The sequence below is a fragment of the Paraburkholderia sp. GW821-FHT02A12 genome (assembly GCF_059422005.1).
The window spans coordinates 3,507,434-3,520,915 of record NZ_JBWKWA010000001.1; the positions used below are offsets into that span (position 1 = coordinate 3,507,434).

The 13,482-nt window shown below is 63.3% G+C and carries 16 protein-coding genes; 8 read left to right on the forward strand and 8 right to left on the reverse strand.

Going from position 1 to position 13,482, the window contains the following annotated elements; translation table 11 throughout:
- The first annotated feature begins 119 nt into the window (after window positions 1-119).
- Window positions 120-620, forward strand: a complete 501-nt coding sequence (locus AC07WT_RS15965) for a dihydrofolate reductase (RefSeq protein ID WP_494947710.1) — start codon at window positions 120-122, stop codon at window positions 618-620.
- Between the two features lie 126 nt (window positions 621-746).
- Here AC07WT_RS15965 and pmbA read toward each other — a convergent pair whose 3' ends face one another.
- The gene (gene pmbA / locus AC07WT_RS15970; protein WP_494948440.1) at window positions 747-2,117 is read right to left on the reverse strand and encodes a metalloprotease PmbA; all 1,371 of its coding nucleotides are present in this window, start codon (window positions 2,115-2,117) and stop codon (window positions 747-749) included.
- 282 nt (window positions 2,118-2,399) lie between these two features.
- Between pmbA and yjgA the strand changes: the two genes are divergently transcribed.
- Both yjgA and mog read left to right on the forward strand, forming a co-directional pair.
- The gene (gene yjgA, locus AC07WT_RS15975) at window positions 2,400-3,011 is read left to right on the forward strand and encodes a ribosome biogenesis factor YjgA (RefSeq protein WP_494947711.1); all 612 of its coding nucleotides are present in this window, start codon (window positions 2,400-2,402) and stop codon (window positions 3,009-3,011) included.
- Window positions 2,992-3,633, forward strand: a complete 642-nt coding sequence (gene mog / locus AC07WT_RS15980; RefSeq protein ID WP_494947712.1) for a molybdopterin adenylyltransferase — start codon at window positions 2,992-2,994, stop codon at window positions 3,631-3,633. Before yjgA ends, mog begins: the two co-directional genes overlap by 20 nt.
- Before the next feature lie 10 nt (window positions 3,634-3,643).
- Here mog and orn read toward each other — a convergent pair whose 3' ends face one another.
- Entirely contained in the window at window positions 3,644-4,267 is a 624-nt protein-coding gene (gene orn / locus AC07WT_RS15985; protein ID WP_492591000.1) for an oligoribonuclease, read from the reverse strand.
- Window positions 4,268-4,397: 130 nt separating this feature from the next.
- Here orn and AC07WT_RS15990 point away from each other — a divergent pair, with 130 nt between their 5' ends.
- Genes AC07WT_RS15990 through AC07WT_RS16000 form a run of 3 tightly spaced genes read left to right on the forward strand, consistent with a single transcriptional unit; the run spans window position 4,398 to window position 6,957 of the window.
- Window positions 4,398-5,657, forward strand: coding sequence for a M48 family metallopeptidase (locus AC07WT_RS15990; RefSeq protein WP_494947713.1), 1,260 nt, complete (start codon window positions 4,398-4,400; stop codon window positions 5,655-5,657).
- On the forward strand, window positions 5,654-6,604 hold the full coding sequence (gene rsgA, locus AC07WT_RS15995) for a ribosome small subunit-dependent GTPase A (RefSeq protein ID WP_494947714.1): 951 nt from the start codon (window positions 5,654-5,656) through the stop codon (window positions 6,602-6,604). The genes AC07WT_RS15990 and rsgA overlap by 4 nt, the downstream gene beginning before the upstream one ends.
- Window positions 6,605-6,636: 32 nt before the next feature.
- Window positions 6,637-6,957 (forward strand): putative signal transducing protein, encoded by a 321-nt coding sequence (locus AC07WT_RS16000; RefSeq protein ID WP_492591003.1) that lies wholly within the window; start codon window positions 6,637-6,639, stop codon window positions 6,955-6,957.
- Between the two features lie 81 nt (window positions 6,958-7,038).
- Here the strand turns inward: AC07WT_RS16000 and AC07WT_RS16005 are convergent, their stop codons facing one another.
- From AC07WT_RS16005 to rpsP, 6 genes are all read right to left on the reverse strand, one after another.
- Window positions 7,039-7,977: a CobD/CbiB family protein gene (locus tag AC07WT_RS16005; RefSeq protein WP_115102193.1), complete on the reverse strand. Its 939-nt coding sequence runs from the start codon at window positions 7,975-7,977 to the stop codon at window positions 7,039-7,041.
- A gap of 150 nt (window positions 7,978-8,127) precedes the next feature.
- Entirely contained in the window at window positions 8,128-8,862 is a 735-nt protein-coding gene (locus AC07WT_RS16010) for an NUDIX hydrolase (protein ID WP_492591004.1), read from the reverse strand.
- Window positions 8,863-8,955: 93 nt separating this feature from the next.
- Window positions 8,956-9,342 (reverse strand): 50S ribosomal protein L19, encoded by a 387-nt coding sequence (gene rplS / locus AC07WT_RS16015; protein ID WP_492591005.1) that lies wholly within the window; start codon window positions 9,340-9,342, stop codon window positions 8,956-8,958.
- A 154-nt stretch (window positions 9,343-9,496) separates the two neighbouring features.
- Window positions 9,497-10,264: a tRNA (guanosine(37)-N1)-methyltransferase TrmD gene (gene trmD, locus AC07WT_RS16020; protein ID WP_492591006.1), complete on the reverse strand. Its 768-nt coding sequence runs from the start codon at window positions 10,262-10,264 to the stop codon at window positions 9,497-9,499.
- 24 nt (window positions 10,265-10,288) lie between these two features.
- Complete coding sequence (rimM, locus tag AC07WT_RS16025; protein WP_494947715.1) at window positions 10,289-11,023, reverse strand: ribosome maturation factor RimM; 735 nt, start codon at window positions 11,021-11,023, stop codon at window positions 10,289-10,291.
- Window positions 11,024-11,152: 129 nt separating this feature from the next.
- Window positions 11,153-11,407: a 30S ribosomal protein S16 gene (gene rpsP / locus AC07WT_RS16030; protein WP_006050280.1), complete on the reverse strand. Its 255-nt coding sequence runs from the start codon at window positions 11,405-11,407 to the stop codon at window positions 11,153-11,155.
- A 166-nt stretch (window positions 11,408-11,573) separates the two neighbouring features.
- Here rpsP and AC07WT_RS16035 point away from each other — a divergent pair, with 166 nt between their 5' ends.
- Both AC07WT_RS16035 and AC07WT_RS16040 read left to right on the forward strand, forming a co-directional pair.
- Entirely contained in the window at window positions 11,574-12,824 is a 1,251-nt protein-coding gene (locus tag AC07WT_RS16035; RefSeq protein WP_494947716.1) for a PQQ-dependent sugar dehydrogenase, read from the forward strand.
- A gap of 182 nt (window positions 12,825-13,006) precedes the next feature.
- Window positions 13,007-13,474, forward strand: a complete 468-nt coding sequence (locus tag AC07WT_RS16040; RefSeq protein WP_492591009.1) for an NINE protein — start codon at window positions 13,007-13,009, stop codon at window positions 13,472-13,474.
- Window positions 13,475-13,482 lie beyond the last annotated feature (8 nt).

A 13,482-nucleotide genomic window follows, 5' to 3' on the forward strand; every position in this document is an offset into this window, starting at 1 on the left:
ACGCTGGCCAAGGTTTGCCTGCCGCCGGCGCGGCGTCGCGGCTCGCCGCCTGGCGGCAACGGCGGAGCCGGCTCGCGCGTCAGGTAGAATCAGTCCGGTTACGTTCCCCTTTCCATTCGATGACGACGCTAACCCTGATCGTCGCTCGCGCCAATAACGGCGTGATCGGCCGCGACAACCAGTTGCCCTGGCGACTTCCCGAAGACCTTGCGTTCTTCAAGCGCACCACGATGGGCGCGCCCATCATCATGGGCCGCAAGACGCATGAATCGATCGGCCGGCCGCTGCCGGGACGCCGCAACATTGTCGTGACGCGCGACGCCGCGCGGCGTTTTCAGGGCTGCGATACCGCGACCACGCTGGAAGAAGCGCTCAAGCTGGCCGCGCAGGACCAGGCGCCGGAAGCGTTCCTGATCGGCGGCGCGCAGCTGTATGCAGAGGGCTTGCGTCAGGCGGACAAGCTGATCATCACCGAGATTTCGGCAGACTTCGAAGGCGACGCCACCTTCCCGAAACTCGATGAAAACGAATGGGAAGAAGTCGCGCACGAAACGCATCGCGCGCATGCACCGAACGATTTCGATTACGCGTTCGTGACGTATCGGCGCAGGGACGTTTGAGGTTTTTGTTCAGCGCTCGAAGCTCAGTCCCTCAGCCCTCTACGCACGCCTATGAAAAAACGCCACGCAATGACTTGCGTGGCGTTTTTGTTTGTAGCGTGGCGCCGAGGCGCGATTGAAACCCGCTTACTGCCCCGCGATCGTCATCCGTTCGATCAGCACCGAGCCGGTCTGCTTGGTGCCGCGCGTGATCGTATCCGCGCCGATCGCGACGATATGATGGAACATCTCCTGCAGCGTGCTCGCCACCGTGATTTCCTCGACCGGATACTGGATCTTGCCGTTCTCGACCCAGAAGCCCGACGCGCCGCGCGAATAGTCGCCCGTCACGTAGTTCACGCCCTGCCCCATCAGCTCGGTCAGCAGCAGGCCCGTACCGAGCTTACGCAGCATTTCCTCGAAGTCGTCTTCAGGACGCGTGTTCGAACTGCGCAGCGACAGGTTGTGCGAGCCGCCGGCGTTACCGGTGGTCTGCATGCCGAGCTTGCGCGCCGAGTAGGTGGACAGGAAATAACCTTCCACCACGCCGTCTTTCACGACCGAGCGCTGTTTGGTGCGCACGCCTTCTTCGTCGAACGGCGCGCTGCCCATCGCGCGGGCGACGTGCGGGTCTTCGACCACCTGCACGTGCGGCGCGAACACCGGCTTGCCGAGGCTGTCGACGAGGAACGAGGTCTTGCGGTACAACGCGCCGCCGCTGGTCGCCTGCACGAACGCGCCGAGAATGCCGGCGGCGAGCGGCGCTTCGAACAGCACCGGGACCTTGCGGGTGTCGAGGCCGCGCGCGCCGATACGCGCCAGCGCGCGTTGCGCCGCGTAACGGCCGACCGCTTCCGGATCGGCGAGTTCGTCGGCGCTGCGGGTCGACGTGTACCAGTCGTCGCGCTGCATGTTGCGGCCGCTGCCGGCGATCGGCGCGCACGCGATGTAGTGGCGCGAATACGGGTAGCCGGCAAGGAAGCCGCGCGAAGTGGCCAGCACGAACTGCGAGTGCTGCGCCGAGACGCTCGCGCCTTCCGAGTTCTTGATCTGCGGATCGGTGGCGAACGCCGCGTCTTCCGCACGGCGGGCGATTTCCACCGCTTCGTCAGCCGAGAGGTTCCACGGGTGATACAGGTCGAGATCGCGCGGCGCGGTTTCGAGCAGCTCGGCTTCGGCGAGGCCCGCGCAGTCGTCTTCAGCAGTGAAGCGGGCGATGTTGTAGGCCGCCGCGACCGTGTCCTTCAAGGCCTGCGATGAAAAGTCCGAGGTGCTCGCGTTGCCGCGCTTGTTGCCGATGAACACCGTCACGCCGACCATCTTGTCGCGGTTGTGTTCGATCGTCTCGACTTCACCGCGCCGCACGGAGACGGACAGGCCGTCACCCTCCGAAATCTCGGTTGCCGCGTCGGTGCCGCCGAGCGACTTCGCGTGACGAAGGATGTCCGAGGCGATTTCCTTCAGTTCATCCTGGGTATGCGGAAAAAAGCGCTGCTTGACGTCCATGTCTGCTGCCATTGTCGTTGCCGTCCTGTTGGGGCCGAGCGGCCCTGTGTGTTCGCTCATGCATTGCATGTGCGTGCTCATGTGCATGCTCATTTGCATGGTTACGCATCCCGCGATCATAGCAAGGTACGCGGCGCCGTACCTGGCATTCGCCGGGCTCATTTATCGACCGCGTTCATCGACCTCATTCGCCTGACTTGACCGCGCTTCCCTTCGCCTCGGCTTCGCAGGGCGCGCAGCCCTGTGCACAGCAGCACGGCGGGTTCGGCGGGCGCGGCACGCTACAATATCGGTATGACACGCAAAACCCGCATTCAACCGATCGAAGCCGCCGAGCCGGAAGTCGACGAAAACGGCTACGACCGTCCCAGCAAGTCCCAGCTCAAGCGCGACATGCACGCGCTGCAGGAGCTGGGCTCGGCGCTGATCGCGCTGCCGAAAGACGCGCTCAAACGCATGCCGATGCCCGAAAAGCTCGACGACGCCGTGCGCGAAGCGCGCCGCATCACCGACCACGAAGGCAAGCGCCGCCAGGTGCAGTACGTGGGCCGCGTGATGCGCTCGCTGCTGGACGAGGAAACCGCCGCGCTGCGCACCGCGCTCGACACCTACAACGGCGTCAACAAGGCGGAAACGGCCAAGCTGCACTGGATCGAGCGCACCCGCGAGAAACTGCTCGCCGACGACGCCGCGCTGACCGAATTCATCCGCCTGCACCCGAACGCCGACCCGCAGCAAGGCCGCACGCTGATCCGCAACGCCCGCAAGGAAGCGCAGCAGAGCAAGCCGCCGCGCTACTTTCGCGAACTGTTCCAGTGGATCAAGAACGCCGACGGCCCGTCGGCCGACACCAATTCCGGCGCCGAAGACGCCTTGGAAGACGACGATGACGACCGCGACGCCTAAGCCGGCACGTCAGCATCCCGACGAAATCGTGATCGGCCTCGTGTCGATCAGCGATCGCGCCTCGACCGGCGTGTACGAAGACAAGGGCATTCCGGCCTTGCAGGAGTGGCTGGGCGCGGCGTTGACTTCGCCGTGGCAGGTCGTCACGCGCCTGATTCAGGACGACGCGCCGACTATCTCCGCGACGCTGGTCGAACTGGTCGATGAAGTGGGCTGCAATCTGGTGCTGACCACCGGCGGCACCGGTCCGTCGCGCCGCGACGTGACGCCCGAAGCGACCCTGGCGGTGGGAACGAAGGAAATGCCGGGGTTCGGCGAGCAGATGCGGCAGATCAGCCTGAATTTCGTGCCGACCGCGATTCTGTCGCGCCAGGTGGCGGTGATCCGCGAGACGCCTTCGCGCGCGGCGCTGATCGTCAACTTGCCGGGTCAGCCGAAGTCGATCAAGGAAACGCTGGAAGGTTTGCGCGACGCGGGCAGCGGTGCGGTCAAGGTGCCGGGCATTTTCGCCGCGGTGCCCTATTGCATCGACCTGATCGGCGGCCCGTATGTGGAAACCAACGCCGACGTGGTGAAGGCGTTCCGGCCCAAGAACGCGGTGCGCGCGCCCCGGCCGGCTTAGCCATGCGCGTTTATTCCGCGGCCGTCGCGTCCGCAGCCGGCGCTTCCGGCGCGGCCGGAATCAGGAAGTGCTCGCGGTAATACTTCAGTTCATCGATCGATTCATGGATGTCGGCCAATGCGGTGTGCATCGCGCGCTTCTGGAAGCCTTTGTAGATGGCCGGCTGCCAGCGGCGGCACAGTTCCTTCAGCGTGCTGACGTCGAGATTGCGGTAGTGGAAGAAATGCTCGAGGTCCGGCATCCAGCGCGCCATGAAACGGCGGTCCTGACAGATCGAGTTGCCGCACATCGGCGATTTGCCCGGCGGCACATACGCGCTCAGGAAATCGCGAATCTGCCCGGTAGCGTCAGCCTCGCTGACCGTCGAGGCCTTCACGCGGTCAATCAGGCCCGAGCGGCCATGTGTGTTCTGGTTCCACTGATCCATCCTGGCGAGCGTCTCGTCGCTCTGATGAATCGCCAGCACCGGACCTTCGACCATCCTGTCGAGCGTCGAATTCGTCACCACCACCGCGATTTCGATGATGCGGTCGGTGTCGGGTTCGAGCCCGGTCATTTCCATGTCCAGCCAGATGAGGTTCATATCGCTACGCACGAGCGGCGGCTGTTCGGTGGAGGTGAGGATGTCAGTCATGAAAGCAGCCTTGGTGGCCGGGGCGCGCTGGCGCCGCGGCGAATGTTCGTTTGAGATTGGTTTGAGCGTGTCCCCGCCTGCCGGCGGGAAGAAACATATAATTCTCGCATAGATACCACGGAATCCCCGGATGCCTACCCTGTACTTCACCGTTCTGTTCGTCGTTGCCGTCGTGGCGATGGTCGGCACCAAATTGTGGCTCGCGTCGCGGCAGATCCGCTTCGTCGCCGGCCATCGCGGGCAGGTGCCGAGCCAGTTCGCCGGCACCATCGCCCTTGCCGCGCACCAGCGCGCTGCCGATTACACCGTCGAGCGCACCCGGCTGACGATGATCGAGATCGTCGTGAGCGCCGCCGTGCTGATCGGCCTGACGCTGCTCGGCGGCGTGCAGGCGCTCGATCTGGCGATCTCCGACTGGCTCGGCCGCGGCTATTTCGGCCAGATCGCGCTGGTCGCCGCGGTGATCGTGATCACCAGCGTGATCGACCTGCCGTTCGAATACTACCGGCAGTTCGTGATCGAGCAACGCTTCGGCTTCAACCGGATGAGCAAGGGCATTTTCTTTCTGGATCGCCTGAAGGGCGTGCTGCTTGGCGCGGCTTTCGGCCTGCCGCTGCTGTTCGTCGTGCTGTGGCTGATGAACCAGGCTGGAAGCTTCTGGTGGCTGTGGACGTGGATCGTCTGGGTCGTGTTCCAGATGCTCGTGCTGGTGCTGTATCCGACCTTTATCGCGCCGCTTTTCAACAAGTTCGAGCCGCTCAAGGACGAAGCGCTGAAAAGCCGTATCGAAGCGCTGATGCAGCGCTGCGGTTTCGCCGCCAAGGGTCTGTTCGTGATGGACGGCAGCCGTCGTTCGGCGCACGGCAACGCGTATTTCACCGGCTTCGGCTCGGCCAAGCGGATCGTATTCTTCGACACGCTGCTCGCGCGCCTGTCGGGCAGCGAGATCGAGGCGGTGCTCGCGCACGAACTCGGGCACTTCAAGCGCCGTCACGTGATCAAGCGGATGCTCGTCACCTTCGCGCTCAGCCTCGTGATGCTCGCCCTGCTCGGCTGGCTCAAGGAAAGCGTCTGGTTCTACGAGGGGCTCGGCGTGCGGCCGTCGCTGATCGGCGGCAATAGCGGCCTCGCGCTGGTGCTGTTCTTCCTCGCGTTGCCGGTGTTCATATTCTTCGTGACGCCGCTCGGCAGCCTGAGCTCGCGCAAGCATGAATTCGAGGCCGACGCCTTCGCCGCGACGCAAACCGATGCGCAAGACCTCGTCAACGCGCTCGTCAAGCTGTACGAGGACAACGCGTCGACGCTCACGCCGGATCCGCTCTACACCGCGTTCTACTACTCGCATCCGCCGGCGTCGCAGCGGATCGACCGTTTGCTGCGGCACGCATGAGCGGCCGCCCCCAGAAAGCGGCGCGCGCGCCGTCCAGCACGCGCGTAGCCGGCCTCGTGATCGCCGCACACGGCCGCCACTACCTGGTCGCGCCCGAAGACGGCGGCCCGATGCTGCAATGCTTCCCGCGCGGCAAGCGCAGCGAAGTGGCCGTCGGCGATCGCGTGATTTACGAGCCGACCTCGGCGAATCAAGGCGTGATTGTCGAGATCGGCGAACGGCGCAATCTGCTGTATCGCTCGGATCAGTACAAGTCGAAGCTCTTCGCCGCCAATCTCGATCAGTTGCTGATCGTGCTCGCGACCGAACCGCATTTCAGCGAAGACCTGCTCGGCCGCGCGCTGGTGGCCGCCGAAGCGAACCAGCTGAAACCATTGATCGTACTGAACAAGATCGACGTCGTCGAGCAGCTGGGAGGCGCACGGGCACGGCTCGAACCTTATCGGGCACTGGGTTATACGGTCGTCGAAGTGTCGATCAAGATGCAGCCGGAAGCCGCACGCGCCGCTTTGATCGAGCACCTGCACGGCCACTCGACGCTGCTGCTCGGCCAGTCCGGCATGGGCAAATCGACGCTGGTGAATCTGCTGATTCCGGATGCCGAAGTCGCCACGCGCGAAATCTCGACTGCGTTGAACAGCGGACGTCATACCACGACCTTCACGCGGCTCTACCCGCTGCCGGACGGTCCGGAGGGCGATGGCGGCGCGCTGATCGACTCGCCGGGTTTCCAGGAATTCGGCCTGCACCACTTGACCGAAGGCCGGCTCGAACGTGCATTTCTCGAGTTTCGGCCGCTGCTGCCGAACTGCCGCTTCTACAACTGCCACCACTTGCACGAACCGGGTTGCGCGATTCTCGAAGCGGTCGCCGATGGCCGCATCCGGCGCGAACGGCATGCGCTGTATGCGCAACTCGTGCACGAAGCCAGTCAGATCGTGCGCTAACGCGCGCCGCGCCTTGTATCCTTGGACATGCGATGAAACTGATGCGCGCACCGAACCTGATCACCGGGCAGCATTGGGTCAATGTGCTGGCCGCGGCGGGCATCGCGTGCGAGTTGCACAACCGCTATCTGAACGGCGCGCTCGGCGACATTCCGGCGGACCAGTGTGCGCCGGAGTTGTGGCTGGTCGATGAACGCGATGAGGCGATCGCGCGGCGCTTGATCGAGGCGGCTTCCCATGGACCGGCGGCGGGCTCGCCTGGGTGGCGCTGCCGCCAGTGCGGCGAGACGCTCGAAGCGCAGTTCACCGTGTGCTGGCAGTGCGGGACGGAGCGCGATCCGCTGGATGGGTGAAGCAGTCGTGGCGTGGCCAAAAAAAGAGGCCAGGTTTTTGCCCGGCCTCTTTTATACGGCAGCGCTAGCGTTGGCTTGCGCTCAAGCGAGCCACACCGCGATCGTCAGCATTAACAGCAAGATCATCCACAGCACCACCGCGCGCCACACCAGACCGACCGCCGATTGCAGCGTGCGCGGCGTGCAATCGTCGCCGACCTGCATCGGACCGCCGTCGCCGGTGGCGAGCGCGTCCAGACTCGACGGCTCGGCGAGCGGGCCGCTCAAACGCGCGCCCAACGCCCCGCTGCCCGCGGCCAGCAACACGCCGTCGTTCGCGTCCGGCCACTGGCGTGCATGGTTGCGCCACGCATAAATCGCGTCTTCGAAATTACCGACAATCGCAAAGCCGAGCGAAGTCAACCGCGCAGGCACCCAGTCGATCACGAAGAACGCCCTCTGCGCAAAGCTCGAAAACGCGACCGTACGATCGTCGACCGGCCGTGCCCACGTGCGCGCCAGATATTCGGCGATCCGATACAGCACCGCGCCCGCCGGCCCAACCGGAATCAGAAACCAGAAGAACACGCCGAACACATGCCGATGCGACGCGACCACGGCATGGATCAGTGTATGACGCACGATCTCGCTGACCGGCATGTCGACCGTATCGAGGCCGGTCCATTCATTGAGAATTTCACGCGCGCGCGGCACGTCGTCGTTGTTCAACGCGAGGTGGATATCGGTGAAGTAATGGCTGAACTGCCGGAAGCCGAGCGTGAAGTAAAGGACCGCGACGTTCCACAGGAACGCCAGCGCAAAGTGAATGTGGTACAGCACGTAGTAGACGAGCGCGACGGCCAGCGTCCACGGCACCACCACCACCAGCCACGCGAGCAAGCCATGCTTGGGCTTGCCGGCATCGAACCCGTGCGCCGCCGACTCCGCATGGTATTGAAGCAACGCCGACACCGGATTGTTCGGCGACAGCGCGCGCACCTGTTCAATGATCAGAGCCAGCAATACGGAGAAAAAAGTCATGCGATGCGCCGTGCTTTTCGAGTTTTACAATTGTTTTATAACGATAGCACAGGGTCGGATGCGACTGAGCGCACACGTCGACAAACACCCGACAACTACACAGCTCACGTGGCAGATCAGGTGGTGGCTCAGGTACGGCTCAAATGTGGATCAAGCCGCGAGGAAGCGATAGAAGTTGCGCAGCATCGCGGCTGTCGCGCCCCAGATGAAATGATGGCCGCCTGTCTGAATGTCACGATCCTCGCGACTCTCGCGACTCTCGTGCTGCGCCGACGCCGCACGCGGATAAGGCATTGCGAAAAAGCGGCGCTCGCCGCCCTCCCAACGGAACACGCGCACTTCGTGATGTGCGGGGTCCATCAGAAACCCGAGCGGTACTTCGAAGACTTCAGCCACTTCGAGCGCATCGGCTTTCAAAGTGAACGGCGGATGCACCAAGCCGATCACAGGTGTCACGCGAAAGCCCGTGCCGGTCAGATAGTCCGGCAACGCACCAAGAATCTCGACGCGCGCAGGGTCGAGACCGACCTCTTCCTGTGCTTCGCGCAGCGCGGTGGCGGTCGCGTTGGCATCGAATGGTTCGTGGCGGCCGCCGGGAAAGCTCACCTGGCCGGCGTGGTCGTTCAGATGATCGGCGCGCTGCGTCAGCAACACGGTCAAGCCGTTGTCGCGGACCACCAACGGCACCAGTACCGAGGCGACTCGCGGATCGGCATGGATATCGCGCCAGGGCGCTTCGACAATCGGCTCGGGCGTCCAACTCAGACGCTGCTCGAATCGCGCGCGCAAGCCATCGGGCGTCAGACGCCCAGCAGCAACCGGTGGCAGATCGGCGCCTGTCGCTTCGACGGGCAGAGTTTCGGGCTCAAAGACGGGACGGGTCAACGGGTCTCTCGGAACGAGCGGATAGGGGACATGCCTCTATTTTGACCTGGCAAACAAAAAAGCACCCGCGAGGGGTGCTTTTTCTTACAGCATTTACGCTTGGGAAGCAGCGCGGACTTTCGAGACCAGCTTTTCCTTGATCCGGGCCGACTTGCCCGAACGGTCGCGCAGGTAGTACAGCTTCGCGCGACGCACATCGCCGCGACGCTTCACGACGATGCTTGCCAGCAGCGGCGAGTACGTCTGGAACGTACGCTCGACGCCTTCGCCCGACGAGATCTTGCGGACGATGAACGACGAATTCAGACCACGGTTACGCTTGGCGATCACGACGCCTTCGTAAGCCTGAACACGCTTACGCGTACCTTCAACCACATTCACGCTGACGATCACCGTGTCGCCGGGGGCGAATTCGGGGATGGTCTTGTCGCCGAGGGCGCGCGCGATTTCTTCCTGCTCGAGTTTTGCAATCAGATTCATCACTGACTCCTAAGTCCATCTTGTCGGCGTTCGTACCTGCCTTGCGCTGAGTTTGCCTATGCGCTCGGCTACGGCCCCGATAGAGGATGGGTTCACATCTGGCGCCGTACACGCATGTGCGGCACCGCCTATGTCCGCTCGAAAGACCAAGGCTTTACGCCTTCGACGCTTCCTTCGCGAGACTCGCAAGCCATGCCTCGTCGGCACGGCTCAACATCTTGTTCTTTCTGGCCTTCACGATCAGATCGGGCCGTTTGTGCAACGTATTGCGCAATGCTTCGCGCCGGCGCCACGCTTCGATTTCCGCATGATGGCCGCCAAGCAGCACATCGGGCACACGCACACCGTTGTATTCCTCCGGACGCGTGTAATGCGGGCAATCCAGCAGCACGTCGACAAAGCTGTCCTGCACCGCCGACTGCGAGTCGTTCAGCACGCCGGGCAGCTGGCGCACCACGGCATCCATCAGCGCCATGGCAGGCAGCTCGCCGCCTGACAGCACGAAGTCGCCGAGACTGACCTCTTCGTCGACGACACGGTCGAGCAGACGCTGGTCGATCGCTTCATAGCGCCCGCACAACAGAATCAGACCGGGCTCGGCAGCAAACCGCATGACGCGTTCGTGATTCAACGTGGCGCCTTGCGGCGACATCATCACGACGCGCGACACACCGATGCCCTGCTCCGCTTGCGCGGCTTTCGCCGCGCTGATCGCGTCTTCCAGCGGCTTGGCCAGCATCACCATGCCGGGGCCGCCGCCGTACGGGCGATCGTCGATCGTGCGGTAGTTGTCAGTGGTGAAATCGCGCGGATTCCACGTACGCAACCCGTAGCGCTCCTGCTTCGCCGCACGGCTGGTAATACCCCAGTCGGTCAGCGCACGAAACATTTCAGGAAAGAGCGTCACGACATCGAACTGCATCGCCCTCTCCGTTCAGCGAATTATTTAGTAATCGGCTTCCCAGTCGACGATGATCTGCTTCGCCGCCTGATCCACCGTTTTGACAAAGACGCCGACGAACGGGATCAAACGCTCGCCAGTGACCGGCTTGCCGCTCTTGTCGGTAGCCGGATATTCGATACGCAACACCGAGTGCGCGCCGTTGTCGATCATGTCTGCAACTTTGCCGAGAGCAACCCCGGCAACGTTCACCACCTCCAGGCCGAGCAGGTCGACCCAGTAGAATTCGTCGGCCTCGAGGGCCGGAAATTCGCTGCGGCTGATATAGACGCGGGTGCCCCGCAGTGCCAGCGCTACATCGCGGTCAGTGACGCCGCCCAGATGGGCGACCACACTGTCGCTATGCGTTTTCGCCTGCAACGACGGCGCCGACTTGCGCTCATGGCCTTTCATCAGCCACCAGCGCTTCGCGCTCAGCAACGCGTCGCCGCCTTGCCCGGCATCCGCATGAGCAGCTACCTTGACCCAGCCTTTGAGGCCGTAAGCGTCAACGATTGCGCCGACCTCGACCGCGTCGGCCGGCCAGCTTTCCGCCGTTTCCGCGCGCATTTCTGCTGCCTTGGAATCGGCGTTTGCTACATTGGCTTTCGCCTCGCCTTCGGTTCGTTCGACCGGCTTGCGGACGAATGCACCGAACGGCGCCTGATCAGACGTCTTAGCGCGCGGGGTTGCCGGGGTTGCCTTTACGCGACCTGAACTGCCGGAATCACGCTCAGACATAGGAGAACCTCGCTGCCGACTTCGACGTCTGCTTCAGCACTAATTGCAGCATCAATCGCGCATCGGACTGCCCACGCAAGCTGCGCGAGCCGCCGGCCGAACCGACGACGATACGTATGCTAGCTACCATTAAGCAGCCGGCTGCGCCTTTTGCGCTTCTTTCACGAGACGCTCGACGGTCGGCGACAGTTGTGCGCCAACGCCTTGCCAGTACGTGAGGCGGTCTTGAGCGATACGCAGCGACTCACCCTTCGTAGCGACCGGGTTGTAGAAGCCAACGCGCTCGATGAAGCGGCCGTCACGACGGTTACGCGAATCAGTTGCGACGATGTTGTAGAACGGGCGCTTCTTGGAGCCGCCACGAGCCAAGCGGATGATGACCATACTAGAATCCTTGAAAACCGGGGTTCGGAACGACTGAAACACGCGATTATAGCGGGAAACCGACGCCATAACAAACACTTACCGGGATAAACTGAGCGACGGGGTTGCGCCGGCCATACAGACGGGCGCGCCAGACAACGTGGAAACGCCCGAATTACCCAACGGAATGCCCGTGAAACTCCTGCTGCCGCCTGCGTTTTTGTTCGTTGCGTTTGCGCTTTGCGCCCTTTTTTCCCTTTTTGCCTTGGCAACGCCTTTTGCCTTGGCAACCTCGATAACCGGCTCCACACGCGCCGCGCGCATTCGAGCCCTGCGCACCGCGGCAGCTTTGTGGTTTGCCGCCGCCGCCCTGCCGGCGCTGGCCGCATTGCCGGTCGAACGCATCAAACTGCCGCCCGGCTTCCAGATCGAGGTGTTGTCGGACACGGTGCCGAGCGCGCGGGCGATGGCGCTCTCGCCGAAGGGCATTCTCTATATAGGCAGCCTCGACGGCCACGTCTACGCGCTCGAATTGCAGAACGGGCGCGCCACGGCTCGCCATGTGATCGCCTCCGGGCTGCAGATGCCGGCGGGCGTTGCGTGGCGCAACGGCGCGCTGTATGTCTCGGCAGTGTCAAAAATTCTACGCTTCGATGCGATCGACACCCACCTGAACGATCCGCCGAAGCCGGCCGTCGTCACCGACAAGCTGCCCACGGAGACCCATCACGGCTGGAAATTCATCGCTTTCGGGCCAGACGGCAAACTGTATGTGCCGCAAGGCGCGCCCTGCAACGTCTGCCTGAAAGACCGCGACCGCTTCGCGATGATCGGACGCATGGACCCGGACGGCAGTCACCATGAGCTAGTGGCGCGCGGCGTACGCAACACGGTCGGCTTCGCGTGGCACCCGGTCACGCACGAGCTGTGGTTCACCGACAACGGTCGCGACCTGATGGGCGACGACATGCCGGACGACAAACTCAACCGCGCGCCACGCGCCGGTATGGATTTCGGTTTTCCGTTCTGCCATGGCGGCGACACGCCCGACCCCGAATTCGGCAAGGACCATTCGTGCAGCTCGTTTACGCCGCCAGTGGTCAAACTCGGCGCCCATGTCGCTTCGCTCGGCATGCGGTTTTACAGCGGCCCGATGTTTCCGGCCGCTTATCGCGACAATATTTTCATCGCCGAACACGGCTCGTGGAACCGTAGCAAGAAAGTCGGTTACAGGATCGTGCGGGTGATCACCAGCCCCGACGGCAGCAATGCACGTCAGGAAGTATTTGCCAAAGGCTGGCTTCAACCCGGCGAAGCGGTATGGGGCCGCCCCGCTGACGTGCTGCCGATGCCTGACGGGTCGCTGCTGATCAGCGACGATTACGCGGGCGCGGTTTATCGCGTTACGTATGCAACACCCGGACCTACAGCACCCTGACCGCCCTACCGAATACACAAGCGCCGCAGCAGGCACAAATCAGCGCGCACAAATCACCCGCGCCGAGGATGTGGCCGCACGCCACGTGGCCGCCGGCACACCACGGGCGTAGAATGCGCGTCGGTCCGCGTCCACCGGCGCGCCGCTCGTTTCGACCGCCTTGCCACTCTGCTCTCGCCTACATGTCCACCCTTGCCTCGACTTCTCCGCGCTTCAGATCCAAGACGATTACCGCCGCGCTCGCGTTCTTCTTCGGCAGCCTCGGCGCGCATCGCTTCTATCTCTATGGACTGCGCGACATTTACGGCTGGGCACATCTGATCGGCACGCTGATAGGGATTCCCGGCGCAATGCTGGTGGCGGCAAGCGAGCGGACCTCGATGCTCGGCTGGGTGCTCGCATTTCCCGGCGCAGTCTCGCTGCTTGCAGCGTTTCTCGCCGCAATCGTCTACGGTCTGCGTCCTGACGAAAAATGGGACGCCCAGTTCAACGCGCAAACCCAGCGCAAGAGCCGCTCCGGCTGGACGGTCATTTTCGTCGTGATCTTTTCGCTGCTGATCGGCGCGTTCCTGCTGATGACGGGTCTTGCACTCTCGTTCCAGACCTACTTCGAAAGCCAGGTGCAAGCAGCCAAAGCGCTGTCGCAATAACGTGCCGC

Coding starts and splice junctions, on each gene's coding strand:
- mog (WP_494947712.1), top strand. CDS start 2,992: ATGACGACCGCGACGCCTAAGCCGGCACGTCAGCATCCCGACGAAATC.
- AC07WT_RS16035 (WP_494947716.1), top strand. CDS start 11,574: ATGCCCGTGAAACTCCTGCTGCCGCCTGCGTTTTTGTTCGTTGCGTTT.
- trmD (WP_492591006.1), bottom strand. CDS start 10,264: ATGCAGTTCGATGTCGTGACGCTCTTTCCTGAAATGTTTCGTGCGCTG.
- rsgA (WP_494947714.1), top strand. CDS start 5,654: ATGAGCGGCCGCCCCCAGAAAGCGGCGCGCGCGCCGTCCAGCACGCGC.
- rimM (WP_494947715.1), bottom strand. CDS start 11,023: ATGTCTGAGCGTGATTCCGGCAGTTCAGGTCGCGTAAAGGCAACCCCG.
- AC07WT_RS15990 (WP_494947713.1), top strand. CDS start 4,398: ATGCCTACCCTGTACTTCACCGTTCTGTTCGTCGTTGCCGTCGTGGCG.
- AC07WT_RS16040 (WP_492591009.1), top strand. CDS start 13,007: ATGTCCACCCTTGCCTCGACTTCTCCGCGCTTCAGATCCAAGACGATT.
- orn (WP_492591000.1), bottom strand. CDS start 4,267: ATGACTGACATCCTCACCTCCACCGAACAGCCGCCGCTCGTGCGTAGC.
- AC07WT_RS16000 (WP_492591003.1), top strand. CDS start 6,637: ATGAAACTGATGCGCGCACCGAACCTGATCACCGGGCAGCATTGGGTC.
- AC07WT_RS15965 (WP_494947710.1), top strand. CDS start 120: ATGACGACGCTAACCCTGATCGTCGCTCGCGCCAATAACGGCGTGATC.
- pmbA (WP_494948440.1), bottom strand. CDS start 2,117: ATGGCAGCAGACATGGACGTCAAGCAGCGCTTTTTTCCGCATACCCAG.
- rplS (WP_492591005.1), bottom strand. CDS start 9,342: ATGAATCTGATTGCAAAACTCGAGCAGGAAGAAATCGCGCGCGCCCTC.
- yjgA (WP_494947711.1), top strand. CDS start 2,400: ATGACACGCAAAACCCGCATTCAACCGATCGAAGCCGCCGAGCCGGAA.
- rpsP (WP_006050280.1), bottom strand. CDS start 11,407: ATGGTCATCATCCGCTTGGCTCGTGGCGGCTCCAAGAAGCGCCCGTTC.
- AC07WT_RS16005 (WP_115102193.1), bottom strand. CDS start 7,977: ATGACTTTTTTCTCCGTATTGCTGGCTCTGATCATTGAACAGGTGCGC.